A 16906-nucleotide genomic window follows, 5' to 3' on the forward strand; every position below is an offset into this window, starting at 1 on the left:
TAAATCCGACAAGACATGTTACGTAACTTTAAAAAACTTTTCCTCATCACCTGCCTCGCCGGCCTCACCGCCTGCGGTAAGTATCTGGACAGGCCCGTGCCTGATCATGCCATCGGTAAAGACCAGCTCACCGATCAGGACATTGCGCTGCTGATGCGCGGTGCTTACCTGAGTATGTCCGGCACCTGGCCTCCGCAATCATATCCTATGACGGATATTTACAGCGATGATATTGTTTCCCTGCAGGGTGGTAACCCGGCACAGTTCAATCCCCAGGCTTATGAGGCCTGCAACCCCAGTCCGGGCGACGGTTTCGGGATAGGGCGTTATTACATTGCTGCATACACCGCTATCGGCAATGCTAATTTTATCCTTGAGAAAATCGGTAATTCCGCATCGCCGGCTTTACGGCAATTGAGGGGTGAAGCACTGGTGGTACGCGCGCATTCTTATAACCAACTTGCAGAGCTGCATGGAGGCGTAGTATTGATTACATCCGTGGAAACTGAAATTGATCAGATCCGCCGCCCAAAGAGTACTGAGGCAGAGGTGCTTGACCAGGTGGAGAAAGATCTGGAAGCTGCTATTCCGCTGCTGGGTGGTTTTACAAGCCCCAAAGCCGCTTCAAAACAAAGCGCTCAGTTATTGCTGGCACGCGTTTGCCTCCAGCGCGGGAAGCACGCTAAAGCAAAAGAGCTGGCGGAAGCAGTGATAACATCCGGTGTACGTAGCCTTTCTTCCGGCACATATTCCGGCATCTTCCGGTATAATAGCACAGCGCGGGAAATGCTCTGGCAAATGTCTGACGGGCCCATGCCTTCAGCGTATGAGCGTTACGGCCTGTTTTCATTTTACAGTCCGGCCCCGCCTTTCCTTGGGAATGGCACAGGGCTGACTTCGATGGATGATGCGCTGGCAGCTTCTTACGAGGCTGCTGATACCCGCAGGCAGGTGATGCGCAAAGCCCGTCAGGCGGCAACTGGAAGGGATGTGACCTACATGCTGAAATTCTCGACTGATACGCTGCAGCCTGCTTCGGCGGTGTATTGCACGTACCCGCTCATGCGTATCAGCGAAGCATATCTTATTTCTGCGGAAGCGGCTGCAAGGCAGAATACCGTGGAGCTGGGGCGCTACAATGAACTGCGTACTGCGCGTAACGCCAGTGTGAAAAACGCTGCCGATTTCGCGAATGCTGCAGCATTTCTGGCGGAGATCGAAAAGGAGCGCCGTCGCGAACTGGTGGGCGAGGGCAGGCGCTGGCAGGATATGAAACGCTTCGGCAGTGCGGAGCCTTTCCTGATATCCAAAGGCCGCAATGCCACACGCCTCATTTTTCCTTTTACCAATGCCGAACTGCTCCGCAATCCTAAGCTGAAGCAGAACCCTGAATATTAATGCGAAACCCTGGATATGAAAAAACGGCCCTGCACATGCGGGGCCGTTTACTTTTTGCAGGTGTATGCAGTTTAATGAATTAATGGTGTTCTCCGATCCGCCGACCCCGTTAGTACCGCTGCCAGTTGCCGGGAAATGGCACCGTCGCACAGTTTATCGAGCCAGAAGAATTCTCCGGCTGCATTCAACTCCAGGAAGTAATACTTCCCGTCAGGCGTCAGTATAAGATCTATGGCGCCGTAGTTGAGACCGTAGCGGTCCATCAGCCGGGAAAGACTGGCCGCTACTTCCGCCGGTAAATCGTAAGGCCGCCACTGTATGGCAAGGGCTGCGCCTTCTTTCCGCCAGTCGGTTTCCGCACCGGCCTGTTGCTGGGAGTCGATGCTGAAGGCGAATATGGACGTGCCTACCATGTTTACCCGCAGCTCCAGTGCTTTGGGCAGTTTCTCCTGGAAGGTCATGGGGCAAAAGCGTAACTGGGGTAATTGTTCCAGGTGATCTTCCCGGATCTCGCTGGTAAAAACTACCTGTTCCTGGCCGTCCTGGTATATAGCGAATGCGCTTTGCATCTTAGCCACAATGGGGCCGTTAACTTCCCGCATAAAGGCCTGCAGCCGCTCCGGACTGTTGGTAATACAGGTGGCAGGCACCAGCAGGCCGCACTCCACTGCAAGGCGGAGTTGTTCTTCTTTACTGTCGAGCCGCCGGTAGGTGCTGTAACGCTCCAGCTGAAAGCAGGGGAGTGATTCCAGCATACCGAAAAGGGTACGGCGTATTTCTCCGGCTGCAGGGGTGAGGTAGGGCTTCTCCAGCACCTGGTCCAGCCCTTCGGCAATATGATAGCTGCGCCGGTACCAAACGGCGGTAAGATCTTCCAGTGGATAAGCGCCTGAACCGTCTTCCAGCAACAGTTGCCGCCGGGAGCCGTGGAATTCGGAAGTAAGGCGGGTAACGATCGGGTAACGGTCTACATTAAACCGGAGCGGTGTGGCGCCGGTGGCACTGATTTGGTCCATGACGGACGTTACGGCTTCGTTGTCTGCAGAATGTGTGATAATGAGTACTTTACCCATGCTGTTCTATTCGGTTGACTAATTTCTCAGCGATAGTAGCGGCAATTGGGAAACCAAGATATTTCTCCAGCATGCCCCATTCGCCCTGGGGATTTATTTCGAGGAAAACGTGCTCGCCGTCGGGCTTCAGGATCATGTCTATAGCGCCAAATTGCAAGCCGAGGGAAAGCATCATGTCATGTACGCGCTGGCAAACTGCGGGTGGCAGTTCATAAGGTTCCCATTGGATGAGGGTGGTATTTCCTGTGCGCCAGTCGGTAAGATCAGGGGCACGGAGGCTGCCGGTGAAGAAATCGCCATCGGCGTAAACTACGCGCAACTCCCTTTCTTTCGGGATATATTCCTGCAGGATCATGGGGCAGGCAGAAAGGGATTCCAGCATGGGTACGTCTTCTTTCCGCAGGCGGGTGGTGGGGAAGAAGTCTCCTTTGCCATCCATGGTTTTGGAAAGGGCGCCATGGAGCTTTACCACTACATCGCCCCCATGATCGTCGAAGAAGCGGATGGCATCTTCGGCATGGTTGCTGAAAAGCGTCTGTGGAACGGATAAGCCTACGGCCTGTGCGGAAGTGAGCTGGAGGAGCTTATTGGCGCCTACGGCATGGTCGAGGTCCATCCGGTTGATCCATGGTACATCGAGCGAGTCGAGGAAAATATGGAGGGAGGTACGATATTCTTTGAGAAAAGCGGGAACGAATGCGGGATCGAGGGAAGGGGGAACCTGGAGGTCCCATAGCTTCCGGTACCAGACGCCCTCTATTTCACGGGAATCGATTACCCTGTTGCCACATTGCAGCTGGTACTGGGGCCCGGTGCTGTGGAGGCGGTAACGGAGGCGGTATTTGGTGCCGAATTCGTCAGAATTGAAACGGAAACCCTCATATCCAAGCGTTTCCAGCTTTTGCTGTACGCGGTCTATCGTAAATGTGTCTTGTGCGTGCGTGATGCAGAGTATCATGGAGAAGTTGACGAATAACAAAAGGGCAACAGCTTTTCTGCCGTTGCCTGCAAATCTTTTTTATGGGAATAATAGGTTACAGTAACCACCATTCCTCATCCCCGTCTGATGGATATTTCTGCGTCTGGTCAGGTACATCGGCCAGTTTGCTGGTCCAGTAAGAAGTCTCGGAAGTTTGTTGGCCTGTGGCATTTTGCTGTTGCTGCGACTCCAGTAGCTGAGCAAAAAAAGGCTTCAATAGTTTTTCATTGGGTTTCATGTCAGAACAAATAAATGGGTGGTGAACAATGACTTTTGCTTCTTTTTATATGGTTTAACGGGTGTTATCCCTGTAAAGGCCCCGTTCATTTAAATAGGACATTCAAGTTAAAATTTTTACAGGAAAGAAAAAAATCAAATTCAGTAATTTGCCGGCGTATTAAAATTTAAGCATTGAGAATTGGTTTCGACGCCAAAAGGGCCTACCAGAACCGCACAGGTTTAGGTAATTACAGCCGTACACTGGTCACTTCCCTGGCAGAATATTACCCTGAGCATGAATATGTGCTGTTCGCTCCCAAGGAAAAACCCCTGTACCAGCCCCCTCCGGCCGTGGCTACCATCACCCCCCAAAGCTTCCTGCACCGGATGCTTAAACCGGTATGGAGAAGCCGGTGGGTATCCGGCGAGCTGAAAAGTCATGGTATCGACATTTTTCACGGTCTCAGCGCTGAGCTGCCTTTCGGGATCCATAGAACGGGCGTCCGCAGCACGGTAACCATGCACGATCTCATTTTTGAACGCTATCCCGGCCAGTATAACCCTATTGACGTGGCTACCTACCGCAAAAAGGCCCGTTATGCCTGTGAGGCTGCCGATCAGGTGATCGCCATCAGCAGCCAGACAAAAGCAGATCTCATGGAGTTCTACCGCGTGCCCGAATCGAAGATCCCCGTTTGCTATCAGGCCTGCGACCCATCCTTCCAGGCAGCCCGCAATCCGCAGGCTATCCGGGAGATGCTCGTACGCTACCAGCTCCCCTCAGAATACTTCCTCTACGTAGGCTCCGTTATCGAAAGGAAGAACCTGGCCCGCATTGCGGAAGCCATGTTCCAGCTCAAGGGCCGCCTCAATGTACCGCTGGTAGTATTGGGAGATGGGGGCAGTTACAAAAAGAAAGTAAAGCGCTATTTAGCAGATAAAGGCCTCGTTAGCAGGGTGATCTGGCTCAATGAAGAGTCGAAATTCAGCTTCCGCGACCTTCCTGCCCTTTACCAGGGCGCCCTGGCACTGCTGTACCCTTCCACCTTCGAAGGGTTCGGTATCCCCATTTTGGAAGCCCTCTGGAGCGAAACGGCCGTAGTTACTTCCACGGGCTCCTGCTTTGCAGAAACCGGCGGTAATTCCGCCCTGTATGTAGACCCCTTCAGTGTGGAAAGCATCGCCGATGGTATGTTCCGCGTAGCAAATGATGCTGCCCTGCGTAAGGATATGGCGGAGAAAGGTATCATCCACGCACAAAACTTCACACCGGAGAAATGTGCACAGGGAGTGATGAACGTGTATAAAAACATCCTGTCATGACCGGTTTTGAGAACGATATCACCCGCAGCCTCGAGGCACTCCGCTCCGGAGGCACTATACTATATCCCACTGATACCATCTGGGGACTGGGCTGCGATGCCACCAATGAGGCTGCCGTACAGCGTATTTACCAGCTAAAGCAGCGGGACGAGGCCAAAAGTCTGGTTGTACTCATGGCTGATGTGAAAGATCTGATGAAGTACCTCGCATCCCCGCCACCCGATATCGCGGAAGTACTGGCCGGGTTCGACCGCCCTACTACCGTGATTTATGAAGGCGCCCTGCATTTCGCCCCTAATGTGATCAACCAGGACGGTACCATTGCCATCCGGCTGGTGCAGGATACTTTCTGCCGCCACCTCGTTAAGCGTCTCCGCAAGCCGCTCGTATCTACCTCTGCCAATATTTCCGGCGCCCCGGCGCCTGCCAGCTTCAGGGATGTTTCCCCGGCTATCAGGGAAGGGGTGGATTATGTGGTGGAGCACCGTCAGCACGACGAAACACCGGCACGTCCTTCGCGTATTGTGCGTATCGGGAAAGACGGAACACTGGAAATCATCCGGGATTAAACTACTTTTGCGCCTTAAAACGGTAGACTAATGATGGAAATTCCCTGTACAAAACGGGAAATGGATTTATTTGAACGCGTGGCGGAAGCGGCACGGCAGATCGGCGTTCCCTGCTATCTGATCGGCGGCTTTGTACGCGATAAACTGTTGAACAGGCCTACGAAAGACGTGGATATCGTTTGCGTGGGAGACGGCATAGCCCTGGCACACCAGGTAGCTTCGCTGCTCGACCCTAACCTCAGAGTCAATTATTTCAAAACATACGGCACCGCCCAGATCAGGTTCGAGGATATCGAAATGGAATTTGTGGGCGCCCGCAGAGAAAGCTATCGCGATCACACCCGGAACCCCGAGGTGGAACCCGGTACGCTGGAAGATGATCAGCTCCGCCGCGATTTTACTATCAACGCGCTGGCTATCAGCCTGAATGAAGCAGATTATGGCAAGCTCATCGATCCCTTCAACGGACTGGCGGACATGGAGAGCAAGCTCATCCGCACCCCGCTGGAGCCAGGGCAGACATTCAGTGACGATCCCCTGCGTATGATGCGCGCCATCCGCTTTGCCAGCCAGTTGCATTTTACCATTATGCCCGAAACATTTCAGGCCATACAGGAAAATGCCGGCAGGATAAAGATCATTTCCCAGGAAAGGATCACGGATGAGCTGAATAAGATCATGCTGAGCGCTAAACCCTCTGTAGGCCTCGATCTGTTGTATAAATCCGGTATCCTGAAAATCATTTTCCCGCAGATGATAGACCTCGTAGGTGTGGAGATGCTGGAAGGGAAAGGGCATAAGGATAATTTTTATCATACCCTGCAGGTGGTAGATAACATAGCAGTGAATACCCCCGACCTCTGGCTTCGCTGGGCAGCATTACTGCATGATATTGCTAAACCCGCCACTAAGAAGTTTGAGCCTGGGCATGGGTGGACTTTCCACGGGCATGATGCCGTGGGCGGGAAGATGGTGCCGCGGATTTTTACCCGGTTGAAACTGCCGCAGAATGAGAAAATGCGGCTGGTGAAGAAGCTGGTGGAACTGCATTTGCGCCCTATCAGCCTTACCAAGGAAAACATCACCGACTCGGCTATACGCCGCCTGTTGTTTGATGCGGGCGAAGATCTGGAAGCGCTCATGATGCTTTGTGAAGCGGATATCACTTCCAAGAACCGCGCGAAAGTGCGCCGCTACCTCGAGAATTTTGAACTGGTGCGCGAAAGGCTGAAGGAAGTGGAAGAAAGCGACCGTATCCGCAACTGGCAACCACCCGTTACCGGAGAATTAATCATGGAAACCTTCGGATTAAAACCCGGAAAAATGGTGGGCGACCTTAAAAGCGCCATCCGCGAAGCAATCCTCGATGGGGAGATCAGCAATAATTATGATGATGCTTATGCATTTATGTTGAGAAAAGCCGCTGAACTAAACTTGACCCCTGTTAAATAATTTGGTATTTTTGCCCGTACAATATTGTAAATCATATGCCGGTATTGAAGTTCAGAGTTTATTGGGAAGAAGACGAAAGTGTCTACAGGGATATCGTTGTAAAGCCCAGTCAGAATTTTATGCAGTTTCACCAGGCCATCCTGACAGCATATGAGTTTGACTCGAAGCATAAGGCAACCTTTTTCCGTAGCAATGATAACTGGCAGCGTGGCCGGGAAATCCTGCTTGAAAAAGATGCGGTGGTGCGTAAGGCCGAACCGCTCCTCATGACTGATACACCCATAGGTGCGATGGTCAGGGACCCTAACCAGAAATTTATCTACCTCTACGATTATGCCAAGAACTGGGTGTTTTTGGTAGAATTGATCGCTGTCGCCAAAGAGGAAAATGCCAAACTAAGCTATCCTGCTGTTGTACGTAAGGAAGGGCTTGCGCCCAGCCAGTACGGCACCAAAGGTCTCATCGGCGATAAGCTGGTGGAGATGGAGGAGAAGTATGACCTTAACCGCGAAGGCATGTCGGAAGACGGCTTCGGGGAAGAAGGAGAGGAAAGCGAAAGTGAAGATGATAGCAGCGAAGAAGGCGGCGCCGAAGAAGAAAATATGTTTTAGCATACTGCTCCCGGCGCTCCCCGCGCCGGGCTTTTTTTAATATATGAAGAAGACGGTCATCCTGGTAGCGGGCCCCACAGCAGTGGGTAAAACCGCGACGGCCATCCGCCTGGCGGAAATGTTGGGTACGCAGATTATTTCCGCGGATTCCCGGCAGTGTTACAGGGAGATCTCTATTGGCACTGCCAAGCCTTCGCCCGAAGAACTCGCCGCTGTCAGGCATTACTTCATTGATTCCCACACTATCGCCGAAGAAGTGAACGCCGCTACATATGAAGAGCTGGCTATGAACTATGCGGCGGATATCTTTTCCCGGAACGATACACTCGTCTTAACAGGCGGCACCGGCTTATACATCCGCGCATTCCTCGAAGGGATGGACGAAATGCCCCCTGTGCCCGCATCAGTCCGCGATGCTGTACGTAATGGCTATGCGGAAAAGGGGCTGGCATGGCTGCAGGAAGAACTGCAACAGAAAGATCCTGCATTCTACGAAACCGCAGAGATTCACAATCCCCACCGCCTCATCCGTGCATTGGAAATATTTGAAGCAACCGGCCAATCTATCTCCTCTTTCCGCACCAGATCTGCCCGCCCGCGCGATTTCAGGGTTATTAAAATAGGACTGGAACTACCTAAAGAAATGCTGCATGCCAATATTCACAAGCGGGTGGATATAATGATGGACCAGGGCCTCGTGGAAGAAGTACGCAGCGTATTGCCATACCGCCAACACAATGCCCTGCAAACTGTAGGTTACACAGAAATCTTCCAGTACCTCGACGGGCAAATCAACCTTGACACTGCTATAGAAGGTATCAAAACCCACACCCGCCAATATGCCAAACGCCAGCTTACCTGGTTCCGCCGCGATCCGGCGCTTACATGGTTTGATGCACGTACCCCACAGGAAGTAGTAAACTTCGTGCAGCAAAAGCTCTCAGAGGTGGAATAGTGCTATTTTATTTACGCCTGGTTAAGGGGCATAAAAAAAGGAAGCGTTTGCACACTTCCTGTTTTTTGTATCCGGAATTTATATTGTTAGAACTTAAGACCTATTGTGGCTACAACGTTACCGCCGCTCATGCTGCCGATGGCTGTAGGAGCAGGATAGGGGCCGCTTTTCAGTGTGTAAGGAGCATATACTGATTCCGTGTCCAGTGTATGCACATAAGTGAGGTCAGCAAAGAAGCCTTTGTTACGGTAACCCAGGCCGCCGCTTACACGTTTAATACTTCCATCAATATCTGTGAAGTCGGAGTTATAAGGGTTGCCGTTATAAGAGAAGCCTGCACGTACTGCCAGTACGTTAAACTTCAGCTCACCGCCTACACGAATGTTCATGGCACCTTTGTAAGTATCGCTGATCACGTCGTTCAGCCTTTTGGCCATTTCACGGTCTGCAGCGCCGCCTTTGTTGTATTTAAACTGTGTGCCGCTATAATTCACATATTCCACATCTGCGGTGATGAAGCCATGTTGTTGTTTAACATCCGCGTTGGTACCGAATATATACGAAACGCTGCCTCCGAAGCGGGAGGGAGTGCGTAAGGTGTATTCATATTCAACCGGCAGATAGTCTGTCAACTCTTCCGAACTGAGCGAATGATACCCCGGGTTATTAGAGGGATACCCTTCCGTATTCGCTTCCACGCGTGCGGTAGATGCATCGCGCATGCTGAACCAGGTGGGAGTGTGGTAATTAACACCAATTCTGAGGGATGGCATGGGAGAGTAGATGATACCCAGTTTGGAATTGAAGCCCACGGCATCGGTTTTCAGATTTTCGGTATGCTCGAACCAGGCAAAATCGTTGTTGTTATCGCCGGATTTGTCTTCTTCCCTGAAAGTGCGGTTACGCTCGTAATTGATGGTAGGGAAGTTAACTGACAAGCCCATGTATACCTGCTCATTATAGTTGCCTGCAAAACCGATGGAGAACTCATCCAGTCCGCCGCGTTCCTTGATAAGGTCGCTTTGATCGATACCACCTGCAAGGGTAGGGTTAATGCCGGAGAAGTAGAAGTCTACGCCTTTGGCGGGATCGTCGTCAATAAACTTCGGATCGATGAGGAATGTTCTGAAAGCGAGGCTTGGGCCCAGCACCAGGTCGTCGTTCGCCACGTCTAATGAAACGGGAGTGCCACCGGGCATCATATCTTCCACCCAGCGGTCGGTATAACTGGTGCGGGTATTGTTGCCTTTGAGGAATCTTCTGTTATTGAAATCAGCCTGGCGGCTATAATCCAGTGCGATGGTAAAGTTGCGGAACTTGCTGCCGGAGGAGCGGTTAGGGATGCCAAACACTACGCCTATGTTCGCCAGCTGGCCGCCGCTTTTATTATCGGATTCGGAATTGCCGAGGTAGCTGAGATTGTTGCTCCGGAAATAGAATCCCGGGGTGATCAGTACTTCACTTGTTTTGTAGAATCCGAGGCCTGCAGGGTTTACGTGAGTGGAGGATATGTCGCCTCCGAGTGATCCTGCAGCGCCGCCGATGGCCTGCGTACGGGCAGTACCGCCGGTAGTAAGGCGGCTGTAACGCAACGCATCGAATTCATCCTGTGCCATGGCTGTTGCAGATACACCTAGGGCTATCAAAAGAAATGTGGTTCTTTTATTCATCTTGTAAATGCTGGTGAACAATCTGATGTGGGATAAAAACACGAATTACCAGCCGGGTGCCTTTTGGGGTGACCCTCACTGGTAATTCGCGTGTATTTGATTATCGTCCGCGGGGACGGTAAGTTCTTGTAGGTGCCGGTGAGCTGTTATTGCCAGGGCTGCTGCTGGGCGGAGTATAGCTCCTTTGAGGAGCACTGCTGCGCTCAGGTGTATATGAAGGCTGAGACTGCTGACGGGAAGGGGTGTTGTCACTACCCCTGTCGTAGTTACGCTCAAATGTCCTGCGGGATTCGCGTTGAGGCGCCGGTTGATTAGCCGGGCGTTCACCGGGAGCGCGGTCAAATGTTCTGCGGGTTGAAGGCTGGCGGTCGTTGATTACCGGGCGGCCTGAATTGCTGTCGAACTGACGGCGGGGAGCGGAACCACTGCCATTCGGGCGGTAGTTGCCGGTGTTATTATAACGGTCAGTAGTATAAACGCGTGAGCCGCTGGACCCACGGGGACCCCATGAGTTGGAAGGCCTTGGTTTTACATAGTAACCGCCGCCCCAGTTGTGGCCGTATCCGGGATATCCGCCATACCAGCCATTACCCCAGCCGTTTCCGTACCAGCCATGGCCGTAACCACCGCCGTACCAACCGCTGCCGTACCAGCCACTGCCATACCATGGGCTGCCGTACCAGCCGCCATAACCGCCCCATGGACGGCCAAAGCCAAAGCCGATGCTCATGGAAGGACCGTACCAGGAGTTCCATCCGAAACGGTTCCAGCTGTTGTAGCCGTAATAATTGTTAATGGTGAGATTGCTGCCGAAATCGTCGAAGTAGTAACCATCCCAGTAGTTACCGGAATAGCCACGGCCGAAACGGTCGATCCTGCGGGCGTAGTCGTAACGCTCCTCGTCTTCGTCAGCGTATGTCACGTAATTGTCGCCCTCTTCATCAAAGGTTTCCTCCTGCTGCTGCGCTCTTGCCGCCTGGCTGTTGCGCTGCTGCTGGTTACCGGAAGATGCGTAAACGCGCTGCTGAACCGGGGAGTGGTAAACGTCGTCCGGTGTCTGGGCGGTCTGATAAGCGGTGGAACAGCTGCCAAATACAAGCAGGGCCGCTACCGCACTATATATCATAGGTCTCATTCTGCTGTGATTTTATGAACAATGTAAATTTACTCAATTTAAACGAATTTTATCGTTGAAGGGTTACACGCACCGGCCGTTTTATTATCTTCGCACACCCGGGAATCGGTTTGACATTTACTGTGAGGGCTGTGGCGTTTCCGTATTATTAATAGAACAAATATTACGCCAGTTTATTGTATGGAACTACCCATTCAGACCCCTTTTGGGGCGAATGGCTGCCGGGCCGGACGAACGGCGGTATGTTTAAGACAACCAACTGAATGCCAATGCTTTCCTTTCAAATGATTTCAGGGAAACGGAAAAAGTAAAATTATAATATGAGTAAAGAGATTACTGCCCGGTCACAGGATTACGCACAATGGTATAATGACCTCGTTTTGAAAGGCGGATTGGCGGATTATTCCGCAGTTCGGGGATGCATGGTCATCAAACCCTATGGCTTCGCCCTTTGGGAGAATATGCGCGACGAACTGGACCGTAAATTCAAGGAAACCGGTCACCAGAACGCCTATTTCCCGCTTTTCATCCCCAAATCCTTCCTTAGCAAGGAAGCCGCCCATGTGGAAGGCTTCGCCAAGGAATGCGCCGTTGTAACCCACTACCGCCTTAAAAACGACCCGGAAACAGGCGGTGTTGTCGTAGACCCGGAAGCCAAGCTCGAAGAAGAGCTCATCGTGCGCCCCACCTCCGAAACCATCATCTGGAATACATATAAAGACTGGATCCAGTCTTACCGCGACCTTCCCATTCTCGTGAACCAGTGGGCCAACGTAGTGCGTTGGGAAATGCGTACCCGCCTTTTCCTCCGTACCGCCGAATTCCTCTGGCAGGAAGGGCATACTGCACACGCCACCGCTGAAGAAGCAGTAGCAGAAACCGTACAGATGCTGGACGTTTACGCCGATTTCGTGCAGAACTTCATGGCAGTTCCTGTTATCAAAGGTGTGAAATCAGCTTCCGAACGCTTCGCAGGTGCAGTAGACACCTATTGCATCGAATCGCTCATGCAGGACGGTAAAGCCCTTCAGACCGGTACATCCCACTTCCTGGGACAGAACTTCGCCAAAGCATTCGACGTACAGTTCTCCAATAAGGAAAACAAACTCGAGTATGTATGGGCCACTTCATGGGGCGTTTCCACCCGTCTGGTTGGTGCACTCGTTATGGCGCATAGCGACGACGACGGCCTGATCCTTCCTCCCCGCATCGCCCCCCTCCAGGTGGTAATCGTTCCCATTTACAAAGGGGCCGATCAGAAAGCTGGTATAGACGCTAAAGTGGAAGGCATCGTGAAGGAACTGAAAGCCCTCGGCATCCGCGTGAAGTACGACGACAATGATAACAACCGTCCTGGTTGGAAATTTGCTGAGTACGAAATGAAAGGCGTACCCGTACGTATCGCCATCGGTGCACGCGATATCGAGAATAACGTGGCTGAGATTGCCCGCCGCGATACTAAAACCAAGTCTTCCGTTTCGCTTGACGGTATTTCCGGGTACATTCAGAACCTCCTCGAAGAAATTCAGTCGGCAATGTTCCAAAAAGCCCTCGATTATCATGAATCTCATATAACCAAGGCTGATAGCTGGGAAGAATTTGAAAAGCTGCTCGATGAAAAGGGTGGTTTCATTTCCGCACATTGGGATGGTACCGCTGAAACGGAAGCTGCCATCAAGGAGCGGACGAAGGCCACCATCCGCTGCATCCCGCTGAACAATCCTCAGGAAGATGGTATCTGCATCCTTTCCGGGAAGCCTTCCAAAGAAAGGGTATTGTTCGCCAGAGCTTATTAATCAATAAAAAGCCGTTATTTGCTGTTGATGCAAGCCATCCGTTACATATTCCTGCTTATGGCCTGCCTGGCCGGGTCCCTCACGGGGTTCGCGCAAGGGCTGGTTATCCGCAACTATAATGTAAAGGATGGGCTTGCCAACGCAACGGTATACAGTGCCGTGCAGGATGCGGAAGGGTTTATCTGGTTCGCTACGCCCACCGGCGCCAGCAAATTCGATGGCAAACGCTTCCGTAATTACACTAAAAAGGACGGTCTCACGGATAACGATGTCCTGAAACTTGCTTCAGATTCCCGTGGCCGTATCTGGTTCCTCACCAGCAACGGTAAACTATCGTTTTACCAGAACCACCTCGTTCACAACGAAGAGCAGGATTCCACCCTTCGCTATAACAGCCGCAGCCATTATGTGCAGTACGCATTTGAAGATCGTGCCCGCACCATATGGTTCCTCAATTCCGCTGGCCGTATCATCCAGTACAACGGCAAAAAAACTACCTATGATAAGCTGGGCCCCAGCTCTATGGATGTGCTGAGCCTGTTGGGCAAAGACAGTGTTTTTCATCCCCTGCAACGGTATTTCAACCTGCCCGGTGTGAAAGACAGTAACAACGTATCGCAGAAAATATTCCTTACCTCACCTTTTTCCACCGGTAATCAGCGCTTTAATGACCGTATCCGGAACAATCCGGTCGTAATCACCGGAAACACACTCTATTCTTATACCCCACAGGATATTATGCCCTTCTTTTCCGGAACGGAATGGGGCATTCGTGAAGAGGTCAGCAGCATGAGCATCGACGGAGAGAATCTGTGGATTGGAACGCCGCGTGCGCTTTACCTCATCCGCAACTTCTTTCAGGGGGAGCGGGTGCTGAGCAAATTGCTCAACAACCACGCTATCACCTCCATCCTGCACGACCGTGATGGCAATACCTGGATCACCACCCTCGGTGATGGCGTGTATCACATTCCTTTCAAACACTTTTACTTCGCATATCTCGATAATACCAACGGCTTATATTCCCATTCGGTATACAGCGTGTTCAAGGACAAGCGCAATGGACTGCTTTACATCGGTGAAAATGCGGGCATGCTCAATGTGATGCCTCCCGGCGGCAATATCCGCCGATATGAGCTGGATTCTACCGGCGGGCGTAACAGTGTGCTTGGTATTATGGCCATGCCTAATACAAATGAGCTCGTTATCGCCACTGATAATACCATATTCAATTATGCAGCGGGTGGTCCCCCTCCGAAACCGGTGCTGCGCATGCGCAATATCCGGGATATGGACTTTACGCCCGGCGGCAAACTCCGTGTAGTAAGCCGTAACCGCCTTGCTTTGGGGACAGACGGGCGCATGGTTGATCTTTCCGCATTGGAAACCCAGGTCAGCTCTATTGCGAGTGTGGACGACAGCAGCTATTATCTTGGCACCGGCTCCGGGCTCTTCTTTGGCAGAAACAGTCATCTCCCTGTACACGTGCAGGACGATCCAAGGATGGCACAAAGTATTAAAGACCTGGAATGGATCAATGGCTACCTCTGGGTAGGTACCAGTGACCAGGGGATTTTTGTGTTGAAAGATAACCAGGTTGTCCGCCACTTCCGGGCGGGTGAAGACCTGGTGAGTGATATCTGCCAGCAGTTGTATTACGACGGCAATGGCAGGCTCTATGTGGCCACTAACAGGGGCGTATCCATTATTGACACGCGTACGCGTACACTTTTGCGTAACCTGACATCGAACGACGGGTTAATGAGCGACGACATCCGGGGTATCAGTCATGCAGGGGATACCCTTTATGTAGCTACCTCTAACGGGCTCTGTTACTTCTCCCGCGATCATATCCCGGTAGATACGGTGCCGCCTACGGTGTATCTGAATGCCATCCGTTATGGCGACAGTACCTGGTTACCCCGCCCGTACTTCCAGCATATTTATGAAAGGAACAGCACGTTTGAGGTAGAGTTTGGCGCAATAGCGTTTGATCTGCCCGAACTGGTGGAGTATCAATACAATTTCTCGAACGATACTACGGGGGGCTGGGTTACCACCATGAGTACAATCGTACCTTATCCCAAGCTTCAACCCGGCGACTATACGCTGTTGATCCGTGCGCGGAAATACAAGAGCGGCTGGAGCAAGCCTGTTGTGTTGCGGATCTCAGTGTTGCCGAGGTGGTACCAGGAATGGTGGGCGAGAGGGATTCTGGTTTTACTGGGTATTTTAGCTATCTTGTTGATTCTGCGATACATTGTATCCCGAATTAAGGGAGGGGAGCGGCGTAAAACGGAGTACAACCGGCGTATAGCCGAGCTGGAAGCCAAAGCGCTTACCAACCAGATGAACCCGCATTTCATTTTCAACTCGCTGAATTCTGTGCAGCATCTTATTCTGGAAAAGGAAGAAAAGCAGGCGCTGAACTTCCTGGCAGATTTTGCGACACTGATGCGGCAGATGCTGAATAACTCGCGGAAATCCTACCTTTCACTCGAAGATGAGGTGGCATTCCTGACCCGATACATAGAGCTGGAGAAGATTCGTTTTGCCAATTCCTTCGAATATAAAGTGGAGATGAGCCAGGAGCTGAAGGAGTATACCATTTATATTCCGCCTATGCTGATTCAGCCGATACTGGAAAATGCAATTAAGCACGGGCTGGCGCCTAAGAACGGGAGCGGCCATTTGCTGGTGCGGCTGGAGATGCAGGGAGATCTGCTTTATTGTGCGGTAGACGATGATGGAATCGGCTGGGAACACGCCAACAGTATCAAGACCGGAAAGCTCACAAAGCACGAATCAACAGCATTGAGCGTGATACGTGAGCGGTTGCAGATTATCAAATCTTTTAATGGAAGCGTTGGAAAGTTGGAAATAATTGATAAATTTAACTCTGGATTCGGCAACAAGGCAGGTACCTTGGTCGAAATCCTCATTCCCATTGTAAAGATGTTATGAGTATAATAAAAGCTGCCATTGTAGACGACGAGGTCCGCAACATTCACATCCTGCGTAATATTTTAGAAAACTATTGCAAGGATGTAAAAGTTATTGGCGAAGCACAAAATATCCATGAGGCCGCCGAGATGATTAAGAACAACCCCATCGACGTACTCTTCCTGGATATTGAAATGCCCCCTCATAACGGTTTTCAGCTGCTGGAAATGTTCCCTGTGCTCAATTTTGAAGTAATCTTCATTACTGCATTCCAGGAGTATGCACTGCAAGCCATTAAATTCGCCGCCCTCGACTACCTGCTCAAACCTATTAAGGTGAGTGAGGTGGAAGACGCATTGGAGAAAGTGAAGCGCAGCAAAAAAGGACGCCTGAACGAACTGGCATCTATCCTCAAAGATTACGTAAAGAACAACGATAACGCCTTCTCCAAGATCGTAATCCCCGTAAACGACGGATACAATGTGATCGATCTGAAAGATATCATCTACTGCGAAGCGTTCGACAGCTATACCAAAATACAGCTCATCAACAACGTCAGCCATCTGATCTCCAAATCCCTTAAGGAGTATGAAGAAATGCTCTCCGATAAAGGCTTCTATCGCGTTCATAAGTCCTTCCTGATCAATATCCACCACATCGTGAAGATTATCAAGGGCCTGGGCACCGCCGTTATTATGAGCGATCAGAAGAATATTCCGATCTCTTCCCGCAAAAAGGACGAGTTTTTCACCCAGCTGAAAGGTGTGATCAACCTCTGATCCT

Annotated in this window: 14 protein-coding genes; 9 read left to right on the forward strand and 5 right to left on the reverse strand. The window is 51.4% G+C overall.

All coding sequences use genetic code 11. The annotated features are described in order from the left end of the window. The first annotated feature begins 15 nt into the window (after positions 1–15). Positions 16–1398, forward strand: a complete 1383-nt coding sequence (locus tag DEV76_RS18825; RefSeq protein ID WP_109699478.1) for a RagB/SusD family nutrient uptake outer membrane protein — start codon at positions 16–18, stop codon at positions 1396–1398. 71 nt (positions 1399–1469) lie between these two features. Here the strand turns inward: DEV76_RS18825 and DEV76_RS18830 are convergent, their stop codons facing one another. From DEV76_RS18830 to DEV76_RS18840, 3 genes are read right to left on the reverse strand one after another with little or no spacing between them, the layout of a single operon-like run. Further along, entirely contained in the window at positions 1470–2471 is a 1002-nt protein-coding gene (locus tag DEV76_RS18830; RefSeq protein WP_109699479.1) for an MvdC/MvdD family ATP grasp protein, read from the reverse strand. Further along, complete coding sequence (locus tag DEV76_RS18835; protein ID WP_157962990.1) at positions 2464–3450, reverse strand: MvdC/MvdD family ATP grasp protein; 987 nt, start codon at positions 3448–3450, stop codon at positions 2464–2466. Before DEV76_RS18835 ends, DEV76_RS18830 begins: the two co-directional genes overlap by 8 nt. A 55-nt stretch (positions 3451–3505) precedes the next feature. Continuing rightward, entirely contained in the window at positions 3506–3688 is a 183-nt protein-coding gene (locus tag DEV76_RS18840) for a microviridin/marinostatin family tricyclic proteinase inhibitor (RefSeq protein ID WP_109699481.1), read from the reverse strand. A 173-nt stretch (positions 3689–3861) separates the two neighbouring features. On the opposite strand from DEV76_RS18840, the gene DEV76_RS18845 reads away from it, so the two are divergent. The 5 genes from DEV76_RS18845 to miaA are packed head-to-tail and all read left to right on the forward strand — an operon-like array spanning position 3862 to position 8579. Further along, positions 3862–4992 carry a glycosyltransferase family 4 protein gene (locus DEV76_RS18845; protein WP_109699482.1) on the forward strand — a complete coding sequence of 377 codons (1131 nt, stop codon included), beginning with the start codon at positions 3862–3864 and terminating at the stop codon, positions 4990–4992. Next, positions 4989–5561 (forward strand): L-threonylcarbamoyladenylate synthase, encoded by a 573-nt coding sequence (locus DEV76_RS18850; RefSeq protein ID WP_109699483.1) that lies wholly within the window; start codon positions 4989–4991, stop codon positions 5559–5561. Before DEV76_RS18845 ends, DEV76_RS18850 begins: the two co-directional genes overlap by 4 nt. A gap of 60 nt (positions 5562–5621) precedes the next feature. Further along, complete coding sequence (locus DEV76_RS18855; protein WP_232826990.1) at positions 5622–7013, forward strand: CCA tRNA nucleotidyltransferase; 1392 nt, start codon at positions 5622–5624, stop codon at positions 7011–7013. Between the two features lie 35 nt (positions 7014–7048). Beyond that, on the forward strand, positions 7049–7624 hold the full coding sequence (locus tag DEV76_RS18860) for an IS1096 element passenger TnpR family protein (RefSeq protein WP_109699484.1): 576 nt from the start codon (positions 7049–7051) through the stop codon (positions 7622–7624). Positions 7625–7667: 43 nt separating this feature from the next. Beyond that, positions 7668–8579 (forward strand): tRNA (adenosine(37)-N6)-dimethylallyltransferase MiaA, encoded by a 912-nt coding sequence (gene miaA / locus DEV76_RS18865; RefSeq protein WP_109699485.1) that lies wholly within the window; start codon positions 7668–7670, stop codon positions 8577–8579. An 86-nt stretch (positions 8580–8665) separates the two neighbouring features. On the opposite strand, the gene DEV76_RS18870 is transcribed toward miaA, so the two are convergent. Together DEV76_RS18870 and DEV76_RS18875 are read right to left on the reverse strand one after the other, a co-directional pair. Continuing rightward, positions 8666–10225 carry an OmpP1/FadL family transporter gene (locus DEV76_RS18870; RefSeq protein ID WP_157962991.1) on the reverse strand — a complete coding sequence of 520 codons (1560 nt, stop codon included), beginning with the start codon at positions 10223–10225 and terminating at the stop codon, positions 8666–8668. Positions 10226–10349: 124 nt separating this feature from the next. Beyond that, positions 10350–11384, reverse strand: coding sequence for a hypothetical protein (locus DEV76_RS18875; protein WP_157962992.1), 1035 nt, complete (start codon positions 11382–11384; stop codon positions 10350–10352). A gap of 320 nt (positions 11385–11704) precedes the next feature. On the opposite strand from DEV76_RS18875, the gene proS reads away from it, so the two are divergent. Genes proS through DEV76_RS18890 form a run of 3 tightly spaced genes read left to right on the forward strand, consistent with a single transcriptional unit; the run spans position 11705 to position 16902 of the window. Then, positions 11705–13180, forward strand: coding sequence for a proline--tRNA ligase (proS, locus tag DEV76_RS18880; protein WP_109699488.1), 1476 nt, complete (start codon positions 11705–11707; stop codon positions 13178–13180). 27 nt (positions 13181–13207) lie between these two features. Beyond that, on the forward strand, positions 13208–16144 hold the full coding sequence (locus DEV76_RS18885) for a sensor histidine kinase (protein WP_109699489.1): 2937 nt from the start codon (positions 13208–13210) through the stop codon (positions 16142–16144). After that, positions 16141–16902, forward strand: coding sequence for a LytR/AlgR family response regulator transcription factor (locus DEV76_RS18890; protein ID WP_074237512.1), 762 nt, complete (start codon positions 16141–16143; stop codon positions 16900–16902). The genes DEV76_RS18885 and DEV76_RS18890 overlap by 4 nt, the downstream gene beginning before the upstream one ends. Positions 16903–16906 lie beyond the last annotated feature (4 nt).

This window comes from Chitinophaga deserti (genome assembly GCF_003149455.1).
Lineage (GTDB): Bacteria > Bacteroidota > Bacteroidia > Chitinophagales > Chitinophagaceae > Chitinophaga > Chitinophaga deserti.

What these genes read in the sequence shown, in the direction of transcription:
- DEV76_RS18885 (WP_109699489.1), top strand. Translation starts at nt 13,208, where the DNA reads ATGCAAGCCATCCGTTACATATTCCTGCTTATGGCCTGCCTGGCCGGG.
- proS (WP_109699488.1), top strand. Translation starts at nt 11,705, where the DNA reads ATGAGTAAAGAGATTACTGCCCGGTCACAGGATTACGCACAATGGTAT.
- DEV76_RS18840 (WP_109699481.1), bottom strand. Translation starts at nt 3,688, where the DNA reads ATGAAACCCAATGAAAAACTATTGAAGCCTTTTTTTGCTCAGCTACTG.
- DEV76_RS18855 (WP_232826990.1), top strand. Translation starts at nt 5,622, where the DNA reads ATGGATTTATTTGAACGCGTGGCGGAAGCGGCACGGCAGATCGGCGTT.
- DEV76_RS18875 (WP_157962992.1), bottom strand. Translation starts at nt 11,384, where the DNA reads ATGAGACCTATGATATATAGTGCGGTAGCGGCCCTGCTTGTATTTGGC.
- DEV76_RS18825 (WP_109699478.1), top strand. Translation starts at nt 16, where the DNA reads ATGTTACGTAACTTTAAAAAACTTTTCCTCATCACCTGCCTCGCCGGC.
- DEV76_RS18890 (WP_074237512.1), top strand. Translation starts at nt 16,141, where the DNA reads ATGAGTATAATAAAAGCTGCCATTGTAGACGACGAGGTCCGCAACATT.
- DEV76_RS18830 (WP_109699479.1), bottom strand. Translation starts at nt 2,471, where the DNA reads ATGGGTAAAGTACTCATTATCACACATTCTGCAGACAACGAAGCCGTA.
- DEV76_RS18850 (WP_109699483.1), top strand. Translation starts at nt 4,989, where the DNA reads ATGACCGGTTTTGAGAACGATATCACCCGCAGCCTCGAGGCACTCCGC.
- DEV76_RS18860 (WP_109699484.1), top strand. Translation starts at nt 7,049, where the DNA reads ATGCCGGTATTGAAGTTCAGAGTTTATTGGGAAGAAGACGAAAGTGTC.
- miaA (WP_109699485.1), top strand. Translation starts at nt 7,668, where the DNA reads ATGAAGAAGACGGTCATCCTGGTAGCGGGCCCCACAGCAGTGGGTAAA.